At 48.9% G+C, this 20924-nt stretch carries 35 protein-coding genes; all 35 read left to right on the top strand.

The window, feature by feature from the left end; translation table 11 throughout:
• Nucleotides 1-127 (top strand): elongation factor Tu (tuf, locus tag C4B57_10050; protein PXF53255.1); only part of this gene is annotated, 127 nt, incomplete at its 5' end.
• A 34-nt stretch (nucleotides 128-161) separates the two neighbouring features.
• The gene (locus C4B57_10045; protein PXF53248.1) at nucleotides 162-476 is read left to right on the top strand and encodes a 30S ribosomal protein S10; all 315 of its coding nucleotides are present in this window, start codon (nucleotides 162-164) and stop codon (nucleotides 474-476) included.
• A gap of 27 nt (nucleotides 477-503) precedes the next feature.
• A complete protein-coding gene (locus tag C4B57_10040) occupies nucleotides 504-1133 on the top strand; it encodes a 50S ribosomal protein L3 (GenBank protein PXF53247.1) in 630 nt (209 codons plus the stop codon).
• Nucleotides 1134-1150: 17 nt separating this feature from the next.
• Complete coding sequence (locus C4B57_10035) at nucleotides 1151-1774, top strand: 50S ribosomal protein L4 (protein ID PXF53246.1); 624 nt, start codon at nucleotides 1151-1153, stop codon at nucleotides 1772-1774.
• Nucleotides 1771-2061 carry a 50S ribosomal protein L23 gene (locus C4B57_10030; protein ID PXF53245.1) on the top strand — a complete coding sequence of 97 codons (291 nt, stop codon included), beginning with the start codon at nucleotides 1771-1773 and terminating at the stop codon, nucleotides 2059-2061. Before C4B57_10035 ends, C4B57_10030 begins: the two co-directional genes overlap by 4 nt.
• Nucleotides 2061-2894, top strand: a complete 834-nt coding sequence (locus C4B57_10025) for a 50S ribosomal protein L2 (GenBank protein ID PXF53244.1) — start codon at nucleotides 2061-2063, stop codon at nucleotides 2892-2894. Before C4B57_10030 ends, C4B57_10025 begins: the two co-directional genes overlap by 1 nt.
• Before the next feature lie 23 nt (nucleotides 2895-2917).
• On the top strand, nucleotides 2918-3202 hold the full coding sequence (locus C4B57_10020) for a 30S ribosomal protein S19 (protein PXF53243.1): 285 nt from the start codon (nucleotides 2918-2920) through the stop codon (nucleotides 3200-3202).
• A gap of 15 nt (nucleotides 3203-3217) precedes the next feature.
• Nucleotides 3218-3550, top strand: a complete 333-nt coding sequence (locus tag C4B57_10015) for a 50S ribosomal protein L22 (protein ID PXF53242.1) — start codon at nucleotides 3218-3220, stop codon at nucleotides 3548-3550.
• A 42-nt stretch (nucleotides 3551-3592) separates the two neighbouring features.
• Entirely contained in the window at nucleotides 3593-4252 is a 660-nt protein-coding gene (locus C4B57_10010; protein ID PXF53241.1) for a 30S ribosomal protein S3, read from the top strand.
• 12 nt (nucleotides 4253-4264) lie between these two features.
• Nucleotides 4265-4681, top strand: coding sequence for a 50S ribosomal protein L16 (locus C4B57_10005; protein PXF53240.1), 417 nt, complete (start codon nucleotides 4265-4267; stop codon nucleotides 4679-4681).
• Entirely contained in the window at nucleotides 4678-4881 is a 204-nt protein-coding gene (locus C4B57_10000; GenBank protein PXF53239.1) for a 50S ribosomal protein L29, read from the top strand. The genes C4B57_10005 and C4B57_10000 overlap by 4 nt, the downstream gene beginning before the upstream one ends.
• 14 nt (nucleotides 4882-4895) lie before the next feature.
• On the top strand, nucleotides 4896-5156 hold the full coding sequence (locus C4B57_09995; GenBank protein ID PXF53254.1) for a 30S ribosomal protein S17: 261 nt from the start codon (nucleotides 4896-4898) through the stop codon (nucleotides 5154-5156).
• A 29-nt stretch (nucleotides 5157-5185) separates the two neighbouring features.
• The gene (locus tag C4B57_09990; GenBank protein ID PXF53238.1) at nucleotides 5186-5554 is read left to right on the top strand and encodes a 50S ribosomal protein L14; all 369 of its coding nucleotides are present in this window, start codon (nucleotides 5186-5188) and stop codon (nucleotides 5552-5554) included.
• A gap of 18 nt (nucleotides 5555-5572) precedes the next feature.
• A complete protein-coding gene (locus C4B57_09985; GenBank protein ID PXF53237.1) occupies nucleotides 5573-5908 on the top strand; it encodes a 50S ribosomal protein L24 in 336 nt (111 codons plus the stop codon).
• Nucleotides 5909-5929: 21 nt separating this feature from the next.
• Nucleotides 5930-6469, top strand: coding sequence for a 50S ribosomal protein L5 (locus C4B57_09980; protein PXF53236.1), 540 nt, complete (start codon nucleotides 5930-5932; stop codon nucleotides 6467-6469).
• A gap of 20 nt (nucleotides 6470-6489) precedes the next feature.
• Nucleotides 6490-6675 carry a type Z 30S ribosomal protein S14 gene (locus C4B57_09975; GenBank protein ID PXF53235.1) on the top strand — a complete coding sequence of 62 codons (186 nt, stop codon included), beginning with the start codon at nucleotides 6490-6492 and terminating at the stop codon, nucleotides 6673-6675.
• A 33-nt stretch (nucleotides 6676-6708) separates the two neighbouring features.
• Complete coding sequence (locus C4B57_09970; protein ID PXF53234.1) at nucleotides 6709-7104, top strand: 30S ribosomal protein S8; 396 nt, start codon at nucleotides 6709-6711, stop codon at nucleotides 7102-7104.
• A gap of 14 nt (nucleotides 7105-7118) precedes the next feature.
• Nucleotides 7119-7664, top strand: coding sequence for a 50S ribosomal protein L6 (locus C4B57_09965; GenBank protein PXF53253.1), 546 nt, complete (start codon nucleotides 7119-7121; stop codon nucleotides 7662-7664).
• A 47-nt stretch (nucleotides 7665-7711) separates the two neighbouring features.
• Nucleotides 7712-8083, top strand: coding sequence for a 50S ribosomal protein L18 (locus tag C4B57_09960; GenBank protein PXF53233.1), 372 nt, complete (start codon nucleotides 7712-7714; stop codon nucleotides 8081-8083).
• Between the two features lie 124 nt (nucleotides 8084-8207).
• Nucleotides 8208-8723 (top strand): 30S ribosomal protein S5, encoded by a 516-nt coding sequence (locus tag C4B57_09955; GenBank protein PXF53252.1) that lies wholly within the window; start codon nucleotides 8208-8210, stop codon nucleotides 8721-8723.
• 124 nt (nucleotides 8724-8847) lie between these two features.
• On the top strand, nucleotides 8848-9321 hold the full coding sequence (locus C4B57_09950; protein ID PXF53232.1) for a 50S ribosomal protein L15: 474 nt from the start codon (nucleotides 8848-8850) through the stop codon (nucleotides 9319-9321).
• The gene (locus tag C4B57_09945) at nucleotides 9314-10621 is read left to right on the top strand and encodes a preprotein translocase subunit SecY (GenBank protein PXF53231.1); all 1308 of its coding nucleotides are present in this window, start codon (nucleotides 9314-9316) and stop codon (nucleotides 10619-10621) included. The genes C4B57_09950 and C4B57_09945 overlap by 8 nt, the downstream gene beginning before the upstream one ends.
• Nucleotides 10622-10705: 84 nt before the next feature.
• On the top strand, nucleotides 10706-10924 hold the full coding sequence (locus tag C4B57_09940; protein PXF53230.1) for a translation initiation factor IF-1: 219 nt from the start codon (nucleotides 10706-10708) through the stop codon (nucleotides 10922-10924).
• Between the two features lie 46 nt (nucleotides 10925-10970).
• Complete coding sequence (locus C4B57_09935) at nucleotides 10971-11084, top strand: 50S ribosomal protein L36 (protein PXF53229.1); 114 nt, start codon at nucleotides 10971-10973, stop codon at nucleotides 11082-11084.
• Between the two features lie 15 nt (nucleotides 11085-11099).
• Complete coding sequence (locus C4B57_09930; protein ID PXF53228.1) at nucleotides 11100-11474, top strand: 30S ribosomal protein S13; 375 nt, start codon at nucleotides 11100-11102, stop codon at nucleotides 11472-11474.
• Between the two features lie 19 nt (nucleotides 11475-11493).
• Complete coding sequence (locus C4B57_09925; GenBank protein PXF53227.1) at nucleotides 11494-11880, top strand: 30S ribosomal protein S11; 387 nt, start codon at nucleotides 11494-11496, stop codon at nucleotides 11878-11880.
• Between the two features lie 62 nt (nucleotides 11881-11942).
• Nucleotides 11943-12569: a 30S ribosomal protein S4 gene (locus C4B57_09920; GenBank protein PXF53226.1), complete on the top strand. Its 627-nt coding sequence runs from the start codon at nucleotides 11943-11945 to the stop codon at nucleotides 12567-12569.
• Between the two features lie 83 nt (nucleotides 12570-12652).
• Nucleotides 12653-13702, top strand: coding sequence for a DNA-directed RNA polymerase subunit alpha (locus C4B57_09915; protein ID PXF53225.1), 1050 nt, complete (start codon nucleotides 12653-12655; stop codon nucleotides 13700-13702).
• Nucleotides 13702-14211 carry a 50S ribosomal protein L17 gene (locus tag C4B57_09910; protein ID PXF53224.1) on the top strand — a complete coding sequence of 170 codons (510 nt, stop codon included), beginning with the start codon at nucleotides 13702-13704 and terminating at the stop codon, nucleotides 14209-14211. Before C4B57_09915 ends, C4B57_09910 begins: the two co-directional genes overlap by 1 nt.
• On the top strand, nucleotides 14204-15904 hold the full coding sequence (ilvB, locus tag C4B57_09905; protein ID PXF53223.1) for an acetolactate synthase, large subunit, biosynthetic type: 1701 nt from the start codon (nucleotides 14204-14206) through the stop codon (nucleotides 15902-15904). The genes C4B57_09910 and ilvB overlap by 8 nt, the downstream gene beginning before the upstream one ends.
• Before the next feature lie 25 nt (nucleotides 15905-15929).
• Complete coding sequence (locus C4B57_09900; protein ID PXF53222.1) at nucleotides 15930-16415, top strand: acetolactate synthase small subunit; 486 nt, start codon at nucleotides 15930-15932, stop codon at nucleotides 16413-16415.
• 158 nt (nucleotides 16416-16573) lie between these two features.
• Nucleotides 16574-17563: a ketol-acid reductoisomerase gene (locus tag C4B57_09895; GenBank protein ID PXF53221.1), complete on the top strand. Its 990-nt coding sequence runs from the start codon at nucleotides 16574-16576 to the stop codon at nucleotides 17561-17563.
• A gap of 185 nt (nucleotides 17564-17748) precedes the next feature.
• Complete coding sequence (locus tag C4B57_09890; protein PXF53220.1) at nucleotides 17749-18399, top strand: phosphatidylserine decarboxylase family protein; 651 nt, start codon at nucleotides 17749-17751, stop codon at nucleotides 18397-18399.
• A 36-nt stretch (nucleotides 18400-18435) separates the two neighbouring features.
• Nucleotides 18436-19248, top strand: coding sequence for a CDP-diacylglycerol--serine O-phosphatidyltransferase (pssA, locus tag C4B57_09885; protein ID PXF53219.1), 813 nt, complete (start codon nucleotides 18436-18438; stop codon nucleotides 19246-19248).
• 62 nt (nucleotides 19249-19310) lie between these two features.
• Complete coding sequence (locus C4B57_09880; GenBank protein ID PXF53251.1) at nucleotides 19311-20849, top strand: 2-isopropylmalate synthase; 1539 nt, start codon at nucleotides 19311-19313, stop codon at nucleotides 20847-20849.
• The last annotated feature ends 75 nt before the right edge of the window (nucleotides 20850-20924 follow it).

Below are 20924 nucleotides of genomic sequence, written 5' to 3'. Positions count from 1 at the left end.
AGGGGACAATGTATCTCTTGAGGTCTCGATGATCCAGCCCATTGCCATGGAAGAGGGAGTCAGGTTTGCGATCCGTGAAGGCGGCCGGACGGTCGGGGCCGGCGTGGTAACCAAGATCGTGGAGTAGATGTATTCACCAGTTAAGAATTGAGGAATGAGGGATGATAGTCCCAACCCAGAGGATAAGAATTCGTCTCAAGGCATATGATCACAAGCAGCTTGATCAGTCTGTAGGTGAAATTGTAGATACGGCAAAACGGACCGGAGCCCGTCTTGGCGGGCCAATCCCGTTACCTACTTCTATTAGGCGCTATACTGTATTGCGCTCTCCCCATGTAGACAAGAAGTCAAGGGAGCAGTTTGAGATCCGTACCCACAGGAGACTCATAGATATTCTGGAGCCTACACAACAGACAATAGACGCCTTGATGAAGTTGGAATTGTCTGCTGGGGTGGATGTTGAAATTAAGCTATAGAGATTAAGGACGGGGACAGAAGCAGCAATGTCGAATTTATCAGGCATGATGGGCCGCAAGGTAGGAATGATCCAGGTCTTTTCCGAGGACGGTCAGGTCGTCCCGGTTACGGTGCTGGAGGTCGGTCCCTGTACCGTGCTCCAAAAGAAGACAGCGGAGAGAGAGGGCTATAACGCCTTGCAATTCGGATTTTCCCCAAGGCCTTTAGGCAGGTTGAATCTTCCGGAGCAGGGACATGTAAAGAGAGCCGGGCTGTCCCACGGCTTTCGCTATATCAGGGAGATATCAGTCAAGGATCCTGAAGCCTTTGATGTAGGCCAGGTCCTTACACTGAAGGATCTGGAAATCCGCCAACTGGTGGACATAGCCGGAGTGAGTAAAGGTCGCGGTTTTGCTGGCACTATTAAGCGTCACGGATTTTCCAGGGGTCCTATGGGCCATGGATCCAAACATCACAGAGCAGTAGGCTCTGTTGGGCAGAGTGCCACTCCATCCAGGGTCATCAAGGGCAAAAAGATGCCTGGTCGCATGGGAGGAAAACGTGTTACCGTGAAGAATTCCATGGTTGTTGACGTGCGGCCTGATGAGAACCTGCTGTTGGTTAAGGGGTGTGTTCCGGGTTCCATTAATCAACTTGTATATGTGCTAATAAAATAGAGGAGACAGGGCAATCCATGACAACCCTGGCAGTTTATAACGCACAGAAAGAGAAGGTCGGTGAACTGACAGTAAGTGATGCCGTCTTTGGTGTGATACCCAGGAGAGGGATACTCCATGAAGTAGTCAGGTGGCAGATGGCCGGGAAACGGGCCGGTACCGCTTGCGTAAAGACGCGCAGCGAAGTCAGCGGAAGCGGAAAGAAGCCTTTTCGTCAGAAAGGAACCGGCCGGGCCCGCGCAGGCAGCAACAAGTCGCCCTTATGGAAGCGAGGCGGCTCGGTATTTGGTCCGAAGCCAAGGGATTACAGCTACGGCCTGCCTAAAAAGGTCCGCCGCTTGGCGCTGAGGATGGCGTTAAGCACAAAGATCGAGGGTGATCGTCTCCTGGTCCTCAGGGATTTTGGCCTGGAGCAAATAAAAACCAAAGATATGAAGCGCCTGCTTGACCGTTTTGATATACAGAAGGCCGTAATAGTAACCGACACACCGGATCAGATATTGGAACTGTCCTCGCGTAATATTCCCAATGTCAAGATTCTGCCCTTGAGAGGTATTAATGTGTATGATTTGTTAAAATACGAATATGTGATAATCAAGGAACCGGCTGTCGGAGTGATCGAGGAGAGGCTGCAGCCATGAAGGAACTGTATTCGGTGATAAAGGTCCCGCTGATTACCGAGAAGGCCACCTTACAGAAAGAAATGGCAAACCAGTTGGCCTTCAAGGTGGACCAAAAGGCAAATAAAATCGAGATAAAGACTGCAGTGGAGAAGATCTTTAAAGTGAAAGTCCTGTCTGTTCAGACCATCAAGGTCAAAGGAAAGCCCAAGAGAGTCGGTCGATTTACAGGTAAACGCCCAAGTTTTAAAAAAGCCGTTGTAAGGCTGTATCCCGGGGAAAGTATCGAGTTCTTTGAAGGTGTATAATGCCGATTAAAAAATACAAACCGACATCTCCGGCCAGGCGCGGCATGACCGTATTGGTGGACCGCGAAATTAGTGATAAGGCCCCTGAGAAATCGCTGGTTGAGTCCCTCAAGCGCAGCGGCGGCAGAAACTCCTGCGGGAGAATGACTGCCAGGCACAGAGGTGGTGGGCACAAGCGTAAATACAGGACTATAGATTTTCAGAGACATAAACTCGGTGTGCCTGCAAAAGTGGCTGCCATAGAGTATGATCCCAACAGGTCCTCGAGGATCGCCCTCTTGCAATATGTTGACGGGGAAAAGAGATACATTCTGGCCCCTCTGGGACTCAAGACCGGTGAGTTCGTTGTGTCTGACGACGTGGCGGACATACATCCAGGGAATTGCATGCCTTTAAAGAATATTCCCCTGGGTACTTTGGTCCATAACGTGGAATTGCGTCCAGGCAAGGGCGGGCAGATAGTAAGAAGTGCCGGCAGTTCGGCCCAGATAATGGCCAAGGAAGGTAAATACGTACAATTGCGCCTTCCAAGTGGAGAAGTAAGAATGTTTCTCAATACCTGCCGGGCCACTGTTGGCCAGGTAGGAAATCTCGATCATGAAAATATCAAATTAGGCAAGGCCGGCAGGAGCCGGTGGCTTGGCAGACGCCCCAGGGTGCGCGGAGTAGCCATGAATCCTGTTGACCATCCCATGGGGGGTGGTGAAGGGAAATCTTCCGGCGGCAGGCATCCATGCAGTCCGTGGGGAATGCCGGCAAAGGGTTATCGCACGAGGAAGAAGAACAAGCCCAGTGATTCATTCATAGTACGAAGCAGGCATAAAAAGAAGTAGTCTTTGGAAATAGGAGAAAACAGGTGCCAAGGTCGGTAAAGAAAGGTCCTTTTGTTGATGATCACCTTATGAAAAAAGTGCTTAAGGCCGTTGAGACCAAAGACAGGCGTGTCATCAAGACATGGTCCAGGCGATCCATGATTGTGCCTGAAATGGTGGGTCTCACCTTTGCTGTGCACAACGGACGGAAATTTATCCCTGTATTCATTACTGAGAATATGGTTGGACATAAGCTTGGCGAGTTTTCGCCGACCCGCACCTATTACGGCCACGCTGTTGATAAAAAATCCAGGATCCGGAAGAAGTAAGAGGGCATAGCACCAATGGAAGCCAGGGCAGTTGCCAAATACTTAAGAATTTCTCCGCAAAAGACTCGGCTGGTTGCCGATGTCGTTCGAGGCAAATCTGTTGGAGAGGCCTTGCAGATCCTGAATTACATGCCCAAAAAGGGCGCCAGGATAATTAAAAAGGTGGTTGAATCAGCTTTGGCCAATGCGGATCAAAATCCAAATATCGATGTGGATATTCTGTACATTAAAAAAATCGCGGTGGATCAAGGCCCACGACTGAAGAGATTTCGTCCCAGGGCAATGGGCAGGGCCTGCAGAATACAGCATCGTTTTTCTCATATAATGGTGGTATTGGATGAAGAATAGTTCACTCTCTGTCAAAAAGTGGTACGGTTACAGGAGGATGCCTTGGGTCAAAAAGTAAATCCGATCGGTCTGAGACTGCGGATAACGCGCACGTGGGACTCGCGCTGGTTTGCCGAGAAGGAGTATCCTGCCCTGATCCTTGAGGACTACAAGATCAGAAAGTTCATTAAGAATCAGGTCTATCATGCAGGAATATCAAAAATTGAAATAGAAAGGGCTGCACAGAGATTACGCATCCGTATCTTCGCCGCGCGTCCAGGGATAATTATTGGCAAGAAGGGTGTGGAAATTGAGAGCCTGAAACGGTCTTTGGAAAAAATGATCAGACGTCGGGTAATGATTGACATTACAGAAGTCCGAAGACCGGAAATAGACGCTCAACTGGTAGCTGAAAACGTTGCGGGTCAGCTTGTACGGCGCATTTCTTTCCGGAGGGCCATGAAGAGGGCTATAAGCATAGCACGCAAGTTCGGCGCACAGGGTATAAGGATTGCGAGCTCCGGGCGTCTGGGTGGCGCTGAAATGTGCCGCACCGAATGGTATCTCGATGGCAGGGTACCGCTGCATACCCTTAGGGCGGATATTGATTACGGCCAGGCTGAAGCAATGACTACTTATGGGGTAATAGGTATCAAGGTTTGGGTGTTCAAGGGAGAAGTTCTGCCTGACAAAGAGTCTGAAGTTGCTGCAATAGAGATATAGTTGGGGGAATAAATGCTTAGCCCGAAGAAAGTCAAATACCGCAAACAACAGAAAGGCCGCATAAGAGGCATGGCACAACGGGGAAATAAGCTGTCCTTTGGCGATTACGGCCTTAAAGCCATCGGTCGCGGCAGGATCAAGGCCCAGCAGATAGAGGCCGCCCGGATAGCTATCACGAGGCGCGTAAAACGCCGTGGAAAAATATGGATACGAATATTTCCGGATAAGCCTGTCTCCAGTAAGCCCGCCGAGACCAGAATGGGCAAGGGTAAGGGCTCAGTGGATTGTTGGGTAGCAGTGGTTAAGCCAGGCAGGATGCTTTATGAGATGGAGGGTGTAGATGAGGCTTCTGCCAGGGCCGCCCTGAGGCTGGCACAATATAAGCTTCCGGTTCCCACCAAGATTGTCGCCAGGAGTGAAATGTTATGAGCGTAGCTGACAAACTCAGGGAACTGAGCACAGAAGAAATTCAGCAAAAAGAAAAAAATCTTCGGCAAGAGCTTTTTAATCTGCGGTTTCAGCAGGCTACTCACCAATTGGAAAATGTAATGAGGATTCGTGCCGTGAGGCGATCGATAGCAAGAACCAAAACAGTATTGGCAGAGAAAATTGCTGATTCCGGGGTATAGCAATGGAGAGTAGCATGAATGCCGGCAGGAAATCCCGCAGGATGCTTATTGGCACTGTTGCCAGCAATAAGATGGACAAGACAGTGGTTGTTAAGGTCGTTCGGCGAGTCCGGCATCCGGTATACGGCAAGTATATACAGCAACAAAAGAAGTACATGGCTCATGATGCAGGTAATAGCTGCGGAATTGGCGACAAAATTCTGATAGAAGAGTACCGACCTATGAGTCGACGCAAACGTTGGCTTGTTAGAGAAGTTATTGAGAAGGCTCTCTAGGACAGGAAAAGAAAGGACAGGATCATATCATGATCCAGCAAGAAACATTATTAAATGTCGCCGACAATTCAGGTGCAAAACGCGTGTGCTGTATTAGGGTCTTAGGCGGAACTCGTAGGCGTGTTGCAAGCATAGGGGATATAGTAATTGTCTCGGTCAAGGAGGCCATACCAAATTCCAAAGTGAAAAAAGGTGATGTGGTTAAAGCCGTTATAGTACGGACCAAAAAAGAGATACCACGGGTTGATGGCTCCTGGATACGATTCGACGAGAATGCAGCGGTTTTGGTAAATCAATACGGAGAACCGGTTGGCACCAGAATTTTCGGACCAGTGGCCAGGGAGCTCAGGGCAAAACGTTTCATGAAGATAATATCGCTTGCACCCGAGGTGCTTTAGTTCAGGGAGATCGGGTCGATGAAGAGCGTAAAGACATATCTGAGAAAAAATGACCGGGTAATGGTAAAGGCCGGCCGGGACAAAGGCAGGGTCGGCAAGATACTCTCCATTTTGCCTGCAAAAGGAAGGGCGCTTGTTGAGGGTGCACAGATGGTCAAACGCCATACACGCCCGGGGCCCGGTACAAGTGGCGGCATTTTAGAGAAGGAAGCATCCATCCATTTGTCTAATTTGTTGTTGATTTGCCCCAAATGTACCGAATCAACGCGAATATCCAGAAAGATACTGGAAGATGGGGATAAAGTCCGCGTCTGCAAGAAGTGCGGAGAGGTCATCCCGACAGAAAAAAAGTAGGCCTTGTGGAGGCATTCAGGCATGGTCCTCTTGGAAGAGAGATATAAAAAAGAATGTGTTCCAGGATTAATGGAACATTTTGGATATAAGAATTTCCACCAGGTTCCAAAAATCGAGAAGGTGATCTTGAATATGGGACTTGGCGAGGCAATTGAAAATCCAAAGATATTAGACTCCGCAGTTGAAGAATTGACCCTTATATCCGGACAGAGGCCGGTCATTACCAGGGCCAGGAAATCAATCGCAGCCTTTAAGGTGAGAGAAGGGATGCCTGTAGGGTGTCGCGTGACCCTCAGAGGACAACGAATGTATGATTTTCTCACCAAACTGATTAACATTGCCATTCCCAGGATCAGGGACTTCAGGGGTATATCGCCGAAGGCCTTTGACGGAAAGGGTAATTACACATTGGGCATTAAGGAGCAGATTATCTTTCCGGAAATCGACTATGACAAGATAGACAAGATCAAGGGAATGAATGTAACGGTGGTTACCAGCGCCAAAACTGATGACGAAGCTCGGTACTTATTGGATGCTCTTGGAATGCCGTTTCGTAAGTAGAATTCGTTGAGGAGGGATCTTTGGCTAAAAAGGCGTTGATATATAAGGTACAGAGGAAACCAAAATTTGATGTCAGAAAATATAATAGATGCCCGATTTGTGGCCGTCCACGTGCCTTTATCAGAAGATTTGGCTTATGCAGAATATGTTTCAGGAAAATGGCCTCACAGGGTGTAATTCCAGGGGTCACCAAAGCCAGTTGGTAGCTGTATAATTCCATACTTTCGGGAGATTTTTTTATGTCTATGACTGATCCTGTAGCGGATATGCTTACACGGCTCCGAAATGCCAATAAGGCAAAGCATGATAGGGTTGACATCCCTTTCTCTAATTTTAAGATAGGAATTTCGAAACTACTTAAAAAAGAAGGTTATATAAGCAACTTTCGTATCTACAGAGACAGACGACAGAAAATTCTTCGGTTGTTTCTGAGATACTCAGACGGGCAACCTGTTATTCTTGGATTAAAGCGGATAAGCACACCTGGACGACGGGTATATTGTAAGAAGGACGCAATTCCAAGGATAAGAGCCGGGCTCGGTACTGCGGTGATTTCTACATCAAAGGGTATCATGACCGATGCCCAGGCCAGGAAAAATAATGTTGGCGGAGAAGTTGTCTGCGCCATTTGGTAGTCTGGAATTTTTTTATGTCTCGAATAGGTAAAAAACCAATAAATGTGCCTTCGGAGGCCAAAATTACCATAGATGGACGTATCATTACTGTCCAGGGCCCCAAGGGCACCTTGAGTCTGGAAGTACATCCCCTGGCAATCGTTGAAAGAGATAGGGAACAGCTGATAGTCAGGAGAGCCGAGGATACAAGGCTGGGCCGTTCAATACATGGGTTGTGCCGGACACTTATAAATAACATGGTAATCGGGGTCACAAAAGGATTTACACGGGAGCTTCTATTAACAGGAGTCGGCTACAAAATTGAAGAAAAGGACAACAAGCTGGTATTTCACTTGGGCTATTCTCATCCGATAGAATTTCCTCTTCCTGAAGGAATCAAGGCCCGGGTAGAACGGCAAAAACAAATCAGTCTGATCCTGGAGGGATATGATAAGGAGCTTTTGGGGCTCACTGCTTCGAGAATCCGATCTCTCAGGCCGCTGGAGCCATATAAAGGCAAGGGAATCAGTTATGCTGATGAACGTATAATCCGCAAAGCCGGAAAGGCTGCTGCACAGTAGCTATGGATTTCGGAACCATCTGGAACAGTGTGTATGGTTAAGTAATTATGGCAAAGACAAGCCCTAAGCTGAAAGCGCGTTTAAGGCGCAAACAGCACATACGTAAGCGCATATCAGGGACGGGAAATCGTCCACGGATGGCAATTTTCCGGAGCAGTAAACACATATATGCTCAGATTATTGATGATGAACGAGGCATTACAATCGCGTCTGCTTCCTCCTTGACCCCTGAGATCAGAAACAAGGCAGGGGATCTTGGAGACAAAACGGCAGTTGCTAAAGAAGTCGGCCGGATTGTTGCCCAAAGGGCCAAAGGAAAAGGTATAAACGCGGTGGCGTTTGACCGTGGCGGATATCTATATCACGGCCGAGTAAAGGCCCTCGCAGAGGCGGCCAGGGAAGCCGGCCTTGATTTCTGATTCGGGCTCGATTTGCCAGCGGGTGAATCCTGCGAAAGCCTGACATCTGTCAGGAAGCATGAAGTGTCAGGTGTAATGGGTGGTAGTTGCTGGCCTTAAGGAGGTGTCGTTGCAGGAAGAATATATAAAAAACGAACAAGAGCTGATAGAAAAGATAGTTTATATTAACAGGGTGGCCAAGGTAGTCAAGGGCGGAAGGCGCTTCAGCTTCAGTGCTCTTTCGGTGGTAGGTGATGGGGCGGGAAGAGTCGGTTTCGCCATGGGAAAGGCCAGAGAAGTTCCTGAGGCACTCAGAAAGGCTCGCGAGAAGGCCATTAAGTCTATGATTCAGATACCAATGGTAAGCAAAACCATACCTCACGAAGTAACAGGTCATTTTGGTGCGGGCAGGGTTTTGTTGAAACCTGCATCACCAGGTACCGGGGTCATAGCCGGGGCGGTAGTAAGAGCAATCATGGAGGCGGCGGGAATTCATGATATACTGACCAAGTGCCTCGGCTCCAATAATCCACACAATGTAATGCATGCCACATTTGATGGTCTGGAAACCTTGCGTGTTTCCGTATCCAGGGCAAAATGCCGGGGCAGAAGCGTCGAAAAATCGCAGTATGATTACAGTGCAGAGAGTCCTGAAATATGATTCCCGCTCAAAATGCCTCACACGCAAGGTGCTAAGATCAGCTCAAAAAATTATCGTAATTAACCCCTTGGGTATTTTCAATGGAATCACGGTATATAAATTAATTCACTGATAAGGAGCCTGTATGATTACACTGGATTCATTAGGGCCTCATCCCGGATCCAAATGCGGGAAAAAGCGCATTGGAAGGGGACCGGGTTCTGGACATGGAAAAACGGCCTGCAGAGGTCAGAAGGGCCAACGATCCAGATCTGGCCCCGGTATTCGCCCAGGGTTTGAAGGAGGTCAGATGCCGTTGTACAGGAAACTTCCGAAACGAGGTTTCAAGAACCGTTTCAGAAAGGTCTACGGCGTATTGAATATTGGTGATCTGGCAAAGATCGGGCATGAAGGAGTGGTGGATATTGCCTTTCTGAAATCACGGGGACTTATACGTAAACGTTATCATCTCCTGAAAATATTAGGTGATGGAGAGATACGGCAACCGCTGACTGTTCGTGCTCATGCAGTCAGTGAAACAGCCAGAAATAAAATAGAGACTACTGGCGGACGGATAGAGATCATCAAGGAACGGGGCCGGGAGGCAAATATTGCTTAGGGGATTAGGAGGCATAGGCCAGGTCCCGGAGCTGCGCAGACGCATCGGTTTTACCCTGCTTATGCTGGCTGTGTATCGGGTCGGAGTCCAAATTCCTACTCCCGGTATTGATGTTGCGGCCATGGCGTCCTTCTTCGATCGCGCCCAGGGGACGCTATTTGGTATGTTCAACATGTTCTCCGGGGGAGCTCTCAGGAAAATGTCCATTTTGGCCTTGGGCATAATGCCTTATATCAGTGCTTCCATCATTATCCAGCTCCTTACAGTAGCAATTCCGCATCTTGAGGCCTTAAAAAAGGAAGGTGAGGCGGGAAGAAAGAAGATCAGCCAGTATACCAGGTATGGTACGGTGGGCCTGAGCCTTATCCAGGGGCTTGGAATAGCAATTGCTCTTGAGAGCATGAGAGCACCAGGTGGTGCTCCGGTAGTAACAGAGCCCGGCTGGCCTTTTCGACTTTTAAGTGCCCTGACTTTTATGTCAGGAACTGTATTTCTGATGTGGCTTGGAGAGCAAATCACGGAAAGAGGGGTAGGTAATGGTATTTCTCTGATTATCTTTGCAGGTATTGTAGCCAGAATGCCTTCAGCCATTATAGATACATTCAGCCTGATGCGTACCGGGGATATACATCTGGCACTGGTCATATTTCTCCTGGTGATGATGGCGGCCGTAATCGGATTCATATGTTTTATGGAGCGGTCGCACAGGCGTATTCCGGTCCAATATGCCAGAAGAGTGGTGGGACGAAAGGTATATGGAGGACAAAGCACCCATCTGCCCCTGAAAGTAAATACTGCAGGAGTAATACCACCGATTTTTGCATCGTCTATTATGATGTTTCCTGCAACCATGGTAAATTTTATCCAGGTGCCTTGGATACAGAGTATAACTCAGAGTCTGAGACCTGGAAGTTTTGTCTATGAGACGATCTTTGTAGCAGCCATTATCTTTTTCTGTTATTTTTATACAGCCATCATCTTCAATCCGGTTGATATCGCAGACAACATGAAGAAACATGGCGGTTATGTCCCGGGCCTCAGACCAGGAAGGCGCACTTCTGAATATATTGACAGGGTGCTGACCAGGATTACCCTGATAGGTGCCATTTATGTTTCTGTGATTTGCGTTTTGCCGAGCATATTGATTTCAAAGTTAAATGTTCCTTTTTATTTCGGTGGAACCGCCCTTCTGATTGTCGTGGGTGTGGGCATGGATACCATGGCTCAAATTGAGTCCCATCTTATCACCAGAAGCTACGAAGGATTTATGAAAGGAGCCAGGCTGAAGGGAAGAAGGTAGTCTGTGGTGTATGAACGGAGAGCCGTTCATACATAATTTGGAATTCTAAGTCTTGAACTTACAAAAGGAACCAAGGTAAATTTGATGTCCAAAGATGATGCCATACAGGTTGAGGGAAAGGTGCTTGAAACCTTACCTAACGCCATGTTTCGCGTTGAGCTTGAAAATGGTCACAAAGTACTCGCGCATATTTCAGGTAAGATGCGTATGCACTATATAAAAATATTGCCTGGTGATACAGTAACCATAGAGCTGTCGCCCTACGACTTGTCCAGAGGCCGGGTTATATATAGGGCCAGGTAATCTTCGTTACAGGTAAGATTAAACCTGGTACGGAAAGGTATATGTCATGAAGGTTAAAGCATCAATCAGACGTCGCTGTAAGGAATGCAAAATAATCCGACGCAGAGGCATACTGCGCGTGATTTGCAAAAATCCAAGGCACAAACAGCGACAAGGATAGCTAGGGGGTTGATCCGTGGCAAGAATTGCAGGTGTTGAGCTGCCAAAAAACAAGAGGCTGGAGATTGCGCTCACGTATATTTATGGAATTGGACGCACAACCGCCCAACAAATTCTGGATAAGGCAGAAATTGACAGAAACAAAAAATCCGATGATTTGACTGATCAAGATATCACGTCGCTGCGGAAGACTATCGATGCCGGCTATAAAGTAGAGGGAGATCTTCGTAGAGAGGTGTCATTGAACATCAAGCGATTGATGGATTTCGGAAGCTATCGGGGACTCAGGCATCGTAGAGGACTCCCTGTTAATGGGCAGCGCACTAAAACAAATGCCCGTACGCGAAAGGGTCCCAGACGTTCAGTGGTCAAAAAGAAGAGAAGATCATAGTTGCGGAGGGCAGAAGAATATGGCATCACCGAGAAGAGGTGGTCGAAAAGAAAGGAAGAATGTGCCGGAAGGTATTGTGCACATACAATCTACTTTTAATAATACTATAATTACCATAACTGATAAACAGGGCAATGCGATTTCCTGGTCAAGTGCAGGGACCCAGGGCTTTAAGGGTTCCAGAAAAGGCACGCCCTTCGCCGCCCAGGTAGCGGCAGAAAACGCTGTACGAAAGGCAGCAGAACATGGCATGAGAAGTGTTGAGGTCCATGTCAAGGGGCCAGGGTCCGGAAGAGAGGCAGCATTGCGGGCCCTCCAAATAGCAGAATTTAAGGTTTCAATTATTCGAGACGTTACATCAATACCTCATAACGGTTGCAGGCCTCCAAAAAGACGTCGAGTATAGAACTGTGCCGGAAAGGGTGTCAAACAAGATTCTTATATTCCCAATTTATTGGAGGAAATTCTTTGGCTAGATATACAGGTCCACGATGTCGTTTGTGTCGCAGGGAAGGTTGCAAGCTTTTTCTTAAAGGAGACAGATGTTATTCAGATAAATGTTCCTTTGAAAAACGCAGTTATGTGCCGGGAGAACATGGACAGGGCCGGATAAAGGTCTCTGACTATGGAATTCGTTTGAGAGAGAAGCAGCGGGTTCGACGTATATATGGATTGCAGGAGGCACAATTCAGGAGTTATTTTAATAAAGCTGATCGTCAAAAGGGGGTCACGGGTACTAACCTCCTATTACTCCTGGAAAGGCGTCTTGACAATGTAGTTTACCGCCTTGGCTTTGCTGAATCCAGATCACAGGCCCGCCAACTGGTTCGTCATGGACATTTCACCATAAATGGGAAAAAAACGGACATACCGTCTTTCCTGGTAAAACAGGGAGATGAGATCAAGATAATGGAGAAGAGCAAATCTATAGTTCCTATCAAGCAGGCGCTAGGGACAATTGCCCGCAAGGGTGTGCCTGAATGGCTTGAACTGGATGAAGATAAGTTACAGGGTACAGTTAAGACAATGCCTGAACGAGGACACATAACTACGCCCATTCAGGAGCAGTTGATAGTTGAATTCTACTCTAAGTAATAACTTGTGATTCAGTGCTGATCGGCCTTATATGGCAAAAGAATTAAATTATATCCAGAGTAGAAGGGGCTTAGATAGACAATATGACTGCTGAACAGACTCCATACTATCGCAATTGGCGGGAATTAATTTATCCCAAGAGGCTGGAAGTTAATAGTGCAACACACACGAATTCATATGGCAAATTCAGTTGTGAGCCTCTGGAGAGAGGCTATGGTATCACGCTGGGAAATGCCTTGCGCCGTGTACTCTTGTCTTCTCTGCAGGGAGCTGCGATTGTTTCTGTAAAAATAGACGGAGTGCTGCACGAACTGGGAACCATACCAGGAGTGATAGAAGATGTAACCAATATTATACTTAATCTGAAGGGCATACATCCGAAGATTTTCGGAGAAGAAGAAAAGACCTTGATATTGGAAAAACAGGGCCCGGGAGAAGTACGTGGTGAAGATTTAATTGCTCCGCAGGGTGGGGTTGAGATACTGAATCCAGATCATCATATTGCCACATTGACAGAAGATGGAGAGCTGCGGATGGAAATGATGGTCAAATGGGGCAAGGGATACGTATCTGCTGAAAGCAATAAGGATCCAGGCCAGCCTATAGGCACTATAGCTATAGATGCCCTGTTTTCTCCGATTCAGAAGGTCAATTTTGTTGTCACAAAAGCCCGTGTCGGTCAGATGACGGACTATGACAAGTTGATCATGGAGGTATTAACCGACGGCACCATCCTTCCTGAGGATGCAATCGCCTATGCCGCAAAGATTTTGAAGGATCAACTTACGGTATTTATTAACTTTGACGAGAAGGAGGAATCTGAAGGAGATCAACTCTCTTTTGATTTTGAAGGTAAGATCGAATATCTGAACCGGAAAATTGATGAGCTGGAGTTTTCTGTACGCTCGGCCAATTGCCTTAAAAATGCAAATATTCACTACATTGGTGAGCTGGTCCAAAAGTCAGAGCAGGAGATGCTCAAGACCAAAAATTTTGGACGGAAATCTCTGCAGGAGATCCAGGAAAGCCTCGATGGCATGGGATTGCATTTGGGCATGAAGCTTCAGGGATGGAGCCCGCCTGAGAAAACAGACGTAGAAGAAAATAATAAAGAAAAAAAAGGTGGTCGGTAATGAGACACCGAAGACGGACGGACAGATTGGGGTGTAAGACCCCTCATCGCAAGGCAATGCTCGGAAATATGGTTACATCGCTGTTAAGGCATGGTCGAATTGTTACAACAATTCCAAGGGCCAAAGAGGTCAGGCGTGTGGCTGACAAGATGGTTACCCTGGCAAAAAGATCGGATCTCCATGCAAGGCGTCAGGCGTTTTCAGTCATACGTGATCGCAAGGTCGTTACGAAGCTTTTTGATGAGTTGGGGAAAGAGTTTGCTGGCAGAAATGGCGGTTATACCAGGATAATAAGGAAAGGCCCGCGAAGGGGAGACTGCGCCATGATGTCTATTGTGGAACTTGCCACCAGCTCCCTGGAAAAGCCAAGGCCTAAACGCAGGACCGCCCAAGAGACGGCATCTACTGAATCTGTGATCCCGCAGGCTGTTCCGGAGCCGTCTGTGGATGAACCGGAGAGCATGAAAGAGGAAGGACCTGCCGGGGAAAGGGGTAAAGTACATGGCTAAGATGGCCGGAAAACAGATGGTCATAGAGGCCCTCAAGCAGGAAGGTGTCGATGTTGTCTTTGGCTTTCCCGGCGGGGCCATTATTGATGTCTACGACACCTTGGAAAAAGACGGCACCATAAAGCACGTCCTGGTACGGCATGAACAGGGAGCAGCCCATGCCGCCGATGGTTATGCCAGGGCTTCCGGAAAGGTGGGGGTGTGCATTGCCACATCAGGTCCGGGAGCCACCAATACCGTAACTGGAATAGCAACAGCAAATATGGACTCGGTTCCCATAGTTGTATTCACTGGTCAGGTACCCACCGCGCTGATCGGTAATGATGCCTTCCAGGAAGTAGATATCGTCGGCATTACACGTCCTTGCACAAAGCACAATTACCTTGTTAAAGACGCCAGAGACCTTCCTCGAGTTCTTAAAGAGGCCTTTTATATCGCCAGGTCGGGCAGGCCGGGTCCGGTCCTTGTAGATCTTCCCAAGGATGTGCAGAACGCCAAGGCCGAGTTTGATTATCCGCAGGAGATAAAGCTGCGTTCCTATAATCCGGTTACCGAGCCTCACGGCAAACAGATCGAACGGGCCTACAGATTGATAGAGAAGGCAAAGCGGCCGGTTATTTACGCAGGTGGCGGAGTAATCATATCTGATGCCTATAAAGAACTCAGGACATTTGCTAAAGCGGCTTATATCCCTGTAACCATGACCTTGATGGGGCTTGGCGCATTCCCAGGCACCCACGAGCTGAGTCTGGGTATGCTGGGCATGCACGGTACATATTGTGCCAACATGGCCATGGCAAACAGTGATCTGATCATTGCTATCGGCGCCCGCTTTGACGACAGGGTTACCGGAAAAATCGAGGCATTTGCGCCAATGGCCAAGATAATTCACCTGGACATAGACCCGACATCCATTCAGAAAAACGTCAGGGTGGATGTACCTATAGTGGGTGATTGCAGGAGGATACTGAAGAAGCTGTTGGACGCCGTAAAGGATGCCGGCCGCCCTGCTGAAGCCTGGAGGGACCAGCACCAGGCGTGGTTGGAGCAGCTTGATGCATGGGGAAAACGCCATCCCCTCACATATAAAGAGGAGCCCGGTGTCATCAAGCCCCAGTATGTTATTGAAAGGCTGTATGAGATGACAAAGGGGCGGGCCATCATTACTACGGAGGTCGGCCAGAACCAGATGTGGACTGCCCAGTTCTATAAATTCGACGAGCCACGGACCCTGCTGACTTCCGGTGGCCTTGGAACCATGGGTTACGGATTCCCTGCTGCTATCGGGGCCCAGATGGCCTTCCCTGAAAAGCTGGTGGTGGATGTAGCCGGTGATGGCAGCATACAGATGAATATCCAGGAGATGGCGACCGCCATGGAGCAACGCCTGCCTGTGAAAATAGTCATTCTGAATAATCAGTTCCTCGGCATGGTCAGACAATGGCAGGAGCTGTTCTATGATCGCCGCTATGCAGCTACCGAGTTTGAAATGACCCCGGATTTCGTGAAGCTGGCCGAGGCGTACGGAGCAAAGGGTTTCAGGGCAACCAGGCCGGAAGAGGTCAATGATGTGCTCAGCAAAGGTCTTGAAGTGGAAGGCCTGGCGATTATGGAATTTGCCATAGCCCGCGAGGAAGGGGTATTCCCAATGGTCCCGGCAGGAAAGGCTACAACTGAGATGTTGCTCGTTTGATATTGATGATAAGGAGCTTGGCCCAATGAAGCATACTCTCTCCGTACTGGTTGAAAATACTCCTGGTGCCCTGTCCCGCATAACAGGGCTTTTCAGCGGGCGGGCATTTAATATCGAGAGCCTTAATGTGGCTGCAACCCTGGACCCGACCCTGTCTCATCTCACTCTGGTGACCATGGGCGATGAATTCATAATTGAGCAGATAATCAAACAGCTCAGGCGCATAGTGGATGTCTTCAAGGTCGTGGATGTGAGTGAGGGCGAATTTGTTGAGCGCGAGATGGCCCTGATAAAGGTCCGGGCCGAGGAAGAATCCAGGGCCGAGATACTACGCATGTGCGATATATTCCGCTGCAAGGTCGTTGACGTAAGCCCCAAATCTTACACTATAGAGGTTACCGGACCTGAGTCTAAGCTGAAGGCAGTAATAGAGCTCCTGCGTCCCATTGGAATCAAAGAAATTTCGAGAACTGGCACCATAGCTATGATAAGAGAGAAAAAGACTATGTAACCGTTCGCGGGTTTAGAGGTTCAGGGTTCAGGGTTCACCGAAAGTCTGAGCAGTTGTTTTGTGAATTTCGAACGGTCTTGCACCGATTAGGAAAGGTAATTAATCATTTCCCGGCTGACAAGGAGTTTTAACGGTTACCAGGAAGGAGCTATAAGAGGATGAGGATTTACTACGAACAGGACGCCCCCATGGACATACTTCAAGGGAAGACCATAGCTATAATCGGCTATGGCAGCCAAGGGCATGCCCATGCCCAGAATTTGAGAGACAGCGGGTTGTCCGTTGTTGTGGGGGAACTTCCCGGAACATCAAATTACGATCTTGCAATCAAACACGGGTTTGAACCAGTAAGTGCCGGAGAGGCTGCAGCCGAGGGAGATCTTGTCATGGTCCTGGTACCTGACCATGTCCAGGCACAGCTATACAAAAGTGACATCGAGCCAAATCTGAAGACCGGGGACATGCTCCTTTTTGCCCATGGCTTTAACATTCACTTTGGCCAGATAATTCCTCCGGCTGACGTAGACGTCACAATGGTGGCGCCCAAAGGTCCGGGACACCTGGTGCGCAGGGAATACGAAAGGGGAGCCGGGGTGCCCAGCCTGGTAGCCGTACATCAGGATCACACTGGAAAAGCCCTTAAAAGGGCACTTGCCTATGCAAACGGCATAGGAGCCGCCCGTGCGGGCGTCATTGAAACCACGTATAAAGAAGAGACCGAAACCGATCTCTTTGGCGAGCAGTGTGTGCTCTGTGGCGGGGTCACTGAGCTCATAAAGGCCGGTTTTGAGACCCTGGTTGAAGCGGGTTATCAACCGGAAATAGCGTATTTCGAGTGCTGCCACGAACTCAAGCTCATAGTTGACCTGATTTACGAAGGCGGTCTGGCACAGATGCGTTACTCAATCAGCGATACCGCGGAATATGGCGATCTTACCAGGGGGAAACGCATAATAACAGAAGAAACGAGAAAGGAAATGCGCAGGATCCTCGAGGAGGTTCAGAGTGGAAGTTTTGCCAGGGAGTGGATGCTGGATAACATGGTCAATCGTCCTGTATTCAACGCCCTCAGGCAGCGTGAAAAGGAACATCCCATTGAGGAGGTCGGCTCCCGCCTGAGGGATATGATGGGCTGGCTTAAGAAGTAGCCTTGGTTTTTTCTTGGCCCTTTAAACATTTACGCTTCATGGCGGTCGGCAGGGCCTTTTGCAGGATTTCAACCGCGGGCGGATAGCACACCCAATTGAGATCTGCACCGGATTATGCTTTGAAATCCTGCAAAAGGCCCTGCCGACCGCCAGATATGGAGTAAATAATCTCTAATAAGCCCTTAATGCATTCTCATCGCATTCCGGTTGCCAGGGAAGGAACTCCTTTTATAGGTGGTGCTGTCCTGGCCGCTGTGGTATTTGCTTCACTCAACTGGTCTGTTACGGCCATAGTCTTTTTTGTGATTGCAGGCTTTGTCCTGTTCTTCTTTCGGGATCCAGAGCGTATAATTCCATCAGGTTCAGGCCTGGTGGTATCGCCGGCTGACGGTCGGGTCATAGATGTGGCTGAAGATGACAGGGATTCCCTTGGCGGAAAAGATGTAAGGCGAATCAGTATATTTATGAGTATTTTTAATGTGCACGTAAACAGGGTTCCAATTACAGGTCAGGTTCGACAGATTTCATACCGGCCCGGATCTTTCTGGCCTGCTGACCGTAAAAGGGCCTTGCTCGAAAACGAGCGGAATGCCATCTTGATCTGCGGCGAGGACGGAATAAAGCTGACCGTTGTACAGGTAGCGGGTATAATAGCCAGAAGGATTTCCTGTTGGGTTAAGGCCGGTGATAATGTTAAAATCGGTGAACGCTTTGGACTCATTCGTTTTGGGTCCCGTCTTGACGTGTATGTCCCAAAAACCGTCTCAGTGTTGGTAAAAAAGGGTGACCGGACAAGGGCCGGGCAGACGGTTCTTGCCCGAAACGGCAGCAACTAGCAGTTTCCAGTTCCTTATTTCTAACAGGGGGCTCTCATGGCAGAAAAGCAAAGCAGTGATTCGGCAGACAGGGTTTCAAGACGCAGAATATATCTCCTTCCAAACCTGCTGACCTCGGCAAGTTTATTCAGCGGGTTCTATGCCATTATTGCCGCTATCAAGGGTAATTATCAGGCTGCTGCCGTGGCCATTTTGATAGCCGGTATCCTGGATGGTCTGGACGGAAGGGTGGCCCGCTGGACCCGTACTACCACCAGATTCGGTCTGGAGTATGATTCCCTTTCAGACCTGGTGGCCTTTGGGGTAGCCCCGGGCATACTGGCCTTTATGTGGGGGCTGCAGGACTACGGCCGGCTGGGATGGCTTGCCGCCTTTCTGTATGTGGCAACCACTGCTCTCAGGCTGGCCAGATTCAATACCCTGAGCCAAGGCGGCAATAGCCGCGAAAGGAGTTACTTCCTTGGCCTGCCATGCCCCTCTGCAGCGGCCGTACTGGCTACATCAGTGCTTTTATGCCAGCATCTCGGAATATTTGGGCCGGTGCGCCATGTGACAGTGCTGATCACGGTCTACGGCCTCTCTTTTCTGATGGTCAGCAATGTGCGTTACCACAGTTTTAAGGAAGTTCGCTGGCTTCAACAGCATCCTTTTTCCGGTATGGTGGTGTTGATTCTGGGTATAATGGTAGTTGCTACAGAGCCAAAGGTGACCCTGTTTGTCCTTATGGTTACCTATGTGATATCCGGGCCTGTGTTGATGTCCCTCAGAGTTCTGAGACCCAGGTCGTTGAGGTCCGGTATAAGACATCAAAGTAAAGATGTTTTCCATGGCAGGGACAAGGGGACTTAGGGGCCTGTTCATGCTCCTTGGCAACAGTGCGGGAAGTGAACAATTACTGGGAAGTAAAGAAAATGAGCAGCGGTGAAAGGATAATAATATTTGATACTACATTAAGGGACGGTGAGCAGTCCCCGGGTGTATCCCTGAACGCTGAAGAAAAACTCCAGATCGGAAGGCAGTTGAGAAAGCTGAACGTCGATGTAATCGAGGCCGGATTTCCTGTTGCCTCCCAGGGTGACTTTGAGAGTGTTCAGCGCCTTTCACAGGAAATCAGGGGGCTGCAGATCGCTGCCCTGGCCCGTGCCAATGAGAAAGACATCGATACGGCCTGGGAGGCGATAAAGGAGGGAGAAAATCCTCGAATACATACCTTTATTGCCACTTCTGATATCCACCTCCAGTATAAACTGAGAAAGACCAGGGAACAGGTATTGGATATGGCCAGGACTGCGGTAGGGTATGCTGCAAAATACACAGGCAATGTGGAGTTTTCCGCTGAAGACGCAAGCCGGAGCGATCTGGATTTTCTGTGCAGGGTCTTTGAGGCAGTGATAGATGCCGGTGCCACAACGGTCAATTTTCCCGACACAGTGGGGTATGCTGTACCTCATGACTTTGGCAGGATGATCAGGTATGTAATCGAGCACACGCCCAACATCCACAAAGCGGTCCTGAGCGTACACTGTCACAATGATCTGGGACTGGCCACAGCGAATGTGCTGACGGCTTTGGAACAAGGTGCAAGACAGGTGGAGTGCACTGTAAACGGCATAGGTGAAAGGTGTGGAAATGCCGCCATGGAAGAGGTGGTCATGGCCATCCGTACCAGGCGAGACGTCCTTCCCTATGACACTGCGATATCCGCTCAACATATTATGGCTACCAGCCGGCTGGTAAGCATGCTTACCGGAATGGTGGTCCAGGCAAACAAGGCCATAGTAGGGGCCAATGCCTTTGCACACGAGTCCGGAATCCACCAGGACGGTGTCTTAAAGGAACGTACGACCTATGAGATTATCGATCCCAAGGACATAGGTCTTAGCAAAGGGATCCTGGTCCTTGGAAAACACTCCGGGAGACATGCCCTTAAGGCAAAGCTTGAGGAATCAGGCTACAAGCTCAGTGATGAAGAGATCGATAGGGTATTTACGAGGTTCAAGTCGCTTGCAGACAAAAAAAAGGAGGTTTATCCGGAGGATATTGAGGCCCTCGTGGCAGAGGAGGTACTCAGGATTCCGGATCGTTATCGTCTTGTTTATCTCCATGTTGCCGGTGGCAGCGGCATAAAACCGACCGCAACCGTGATAATAGAAATAGACGGCAAAGAGGTTGACGGAGTGAGCACGGGGGCCGGTCCCATAGATGCGGCCTACAAGGCAGTGGCCGAGATCGTGAATACTAAAAGCCATCTGCTCCGTTTTACTGTAAATTCCATTACAGGAGGCACGGATGCCTTGGGAGAGGTCACTGTGCGTCTTGAAGAAGACAGCCATGTGGTCACAGGCCATGGAGCCGATCCTGATATAATTACTGCCAGTGTCAGGGCATATTTGAACGCCCTGAACCGTCTTGTATATATAAAGGAAAATGCGCTGCAAAAGAAATGTTGAATTGTGAATCAGGGTTCCGAGGTTCAGGGGTTCAGGGTTCAAAGGTTAAGGATTGCTTTTCTTTTTGTAACTTGC

The organism is Deltaproteobacteria bacterium (genome assembly GCA_003194485.1).
GTDB lineage: Bacteria > Desulfobacterota > Dissulfuribacteria > Dissulfuribacterales > UBA3076 > UBA3076.
Note: the sequence above shows the minus strand (reverse complement) of the source record. Positions and strands in the feature narration are given on the sequence as shown.

Excerpts from the sequence above, each read along its gene's own strand:
- C4B57_10025 (PXF53244.1), top strand. The coding sequence starts at position 2,061 with ATGCCGATTAAAAAATACAAACCGACATCTCCGGCCAGGCGCGGCATG.
- pssA (PXF53219.1), top strand. The coding sequence starts at position 18,436 with ATGGCAGAAAAGCAAAGCAGTGATTCGGCAGACAGGGTTTCAAGACGC.
- C4B57_09925 (PXF53227.1), top strand. The coding sequence starts at position 11,494 with ATGGCATCACCGAGAAGAGGTGGTCGAAAAGAAAGGAAGAATGTGCCG.
- C4B57_09980 (PXF53236.1), top strand. The coding sequence starts at position 5,930 with ATGGTCCTCTTGGAAGAGAGATATAAAAAAGAATGTGTTCCAGGATTA.
- C4B57_10045 (PXF53248.1), top strand. The coding sequence starts at position 162 with ATGATAGTCCCAACCCAGAGGATAAGAATTCGTCTCAAGGCATATGAT.
- C4B57_09895 (PXF53221.1), top strand. The coding sequence starts at position 16,574 with ATGAGGATTTACTACGAACAGGACGCCCCCATGGACATACTTCAAGGG.
- C4B57_09915 (PXF53225.1), top strand. The coding sequence starts at position 12,653 with ATGACTGCTGAACAGACTCCATACTATCGCAATTGGCGGGAATTAATT.
- C4B57_10000 (PXF53239.1), top strand. The coding sequence starts at position 4,678 with ATGAGCGTAGCTGACAAACTCAGGGAACTGAGCACAGAAGAAATTCAG.
- C4B57_09990 (PXF53238.1), top strand. The coding sequence starts at position 5,186 with ATGATCCAGCAAGAAACATTATTAAATGTCGCCGACAATTCAGGTGCA.
- C4B57_09880 (PXF53251.1), top strand. The coding sequence starts at position 19,311 with ATGAGCAGCGGTGAAAGGATAATAATATTTGATACTACATTAAGGGAC.
- C4B57_09995 (PXF53254.1), top strand. The coding sequence starts at position 4,896 with ATGAATGCCGGCAGGAAATCCCGCAGGATGCTTATTGGCACTGTTGCC.
- C4B57_09910 (PXF53224.1), top strand. The coding sequence starts at position 13,702 with ATGAGACACCGAAGACGGACGGACAGATTGGGGTGTAAGACCCCTCAT.
- C4B57_10015 (PXF53242.1), top strand. The coding sequence starts at position 3,218 with ATGGAAGCCAGGGCAGTTGCCAAATACTTAAGAATTTCTCCGCAAAAG.
- C4B57_09970 (PXF53234.1), top strand. The coding sequence starts at position 6,709 with ATGTCTATGACTGATCCTGTAGCGGATATGCTTACACGGCTCCGAAAT.
- C4B57_09960 (PXF53233.1), top strand. The coding sequence starts at position 7,712 with ATGGCAAAGACAAGCCCTAAGCTGAAAGCGCGTTTAAGGCGCAAACAG.
- C4B57_09965 (PXF53253.1), top strand. The coding sequence starts at position 7,119 with ATGTCTCGAATAGGTAAAAAACCAATAAATGTGCCTTCGGAGGCCAAA.
- C4B57_10030 (PXF53245.1), top strand. The coding sequence starts at position 1,771 with ATGAAGGAACTGTATTCGGTGATAAAGGTCCCGCTGATTACCGAGAAG.
- C4B57_09890 (PXF53220.1), top strand. The coding sequence starts at position 17,749 with ATGCATTCTCATCGCATTCCGGTTGCCAGGGAAGGAACTCCTTTTATA.
- C4B57_09935 (PXF53229.1), top strand. The coding sequence starts at position 10,971 with ATGAAGGTTAAAGCATCAATCAGACGTCGCTGTAAGGAATGCAAAATA.
- ilvB (PXF53223.1), top strand. The coding sequence starts at position 14,204 with ATGGCTAAGATGGCCGGAAAACAGATGGTCATAGAGGCCCTCAAGCAG.
- C4B57_09950 (PXF53232.1), top strand. The coding sequence starts at position 8,848 with ATGATTACACTGGATTCATTAGGGCCTCATCCCGGATCCAAATGCGGG.
- C4B57_10040 (PXF53247.1), top strand. The coding sequence starts at position 504 with ATGTCGAATTTATCAGGCATGATGGGCCGCAAGGTAGGAATGATCCAG.
- C4B57_09900 (PXF53222.1), top strand. The coding sequence starts at position 15,930 with ATGAAGCATACTCTCTCCGTACTGGTTGAAAATACTCCTGGTGCCCTG.
- C4B57_09985 (PXF53237.1), top strand. The coding sequence starts at position 5,573 with ATGAAGAGCGTAAAGACATATCTGAGAAAAAATGACCGGGTAATGGTA.
- C4B57_10035 (PXF53246.1), top strand. The coding sequence starts at position 1,151 with ATGACAACCCTGGCAGTTTATAACGCACAGAAAGAGAAGGTCGGTGAA.
- C4B57_10005 (PXF53240.1), top strand. The coding sequence starts at position 4,265 with ATGCTTAGCCCGAAGAAAGTCAAATACCGCAAACAACAGAAAGGCCGC.
- C4B57_09940 (PXF53230.1), top strand. The coding sequence starts at position 10,706 with ATGTCCAAAGATGATGCCATACAGGTTGAGGGAAAGGTGCTTGAAACC.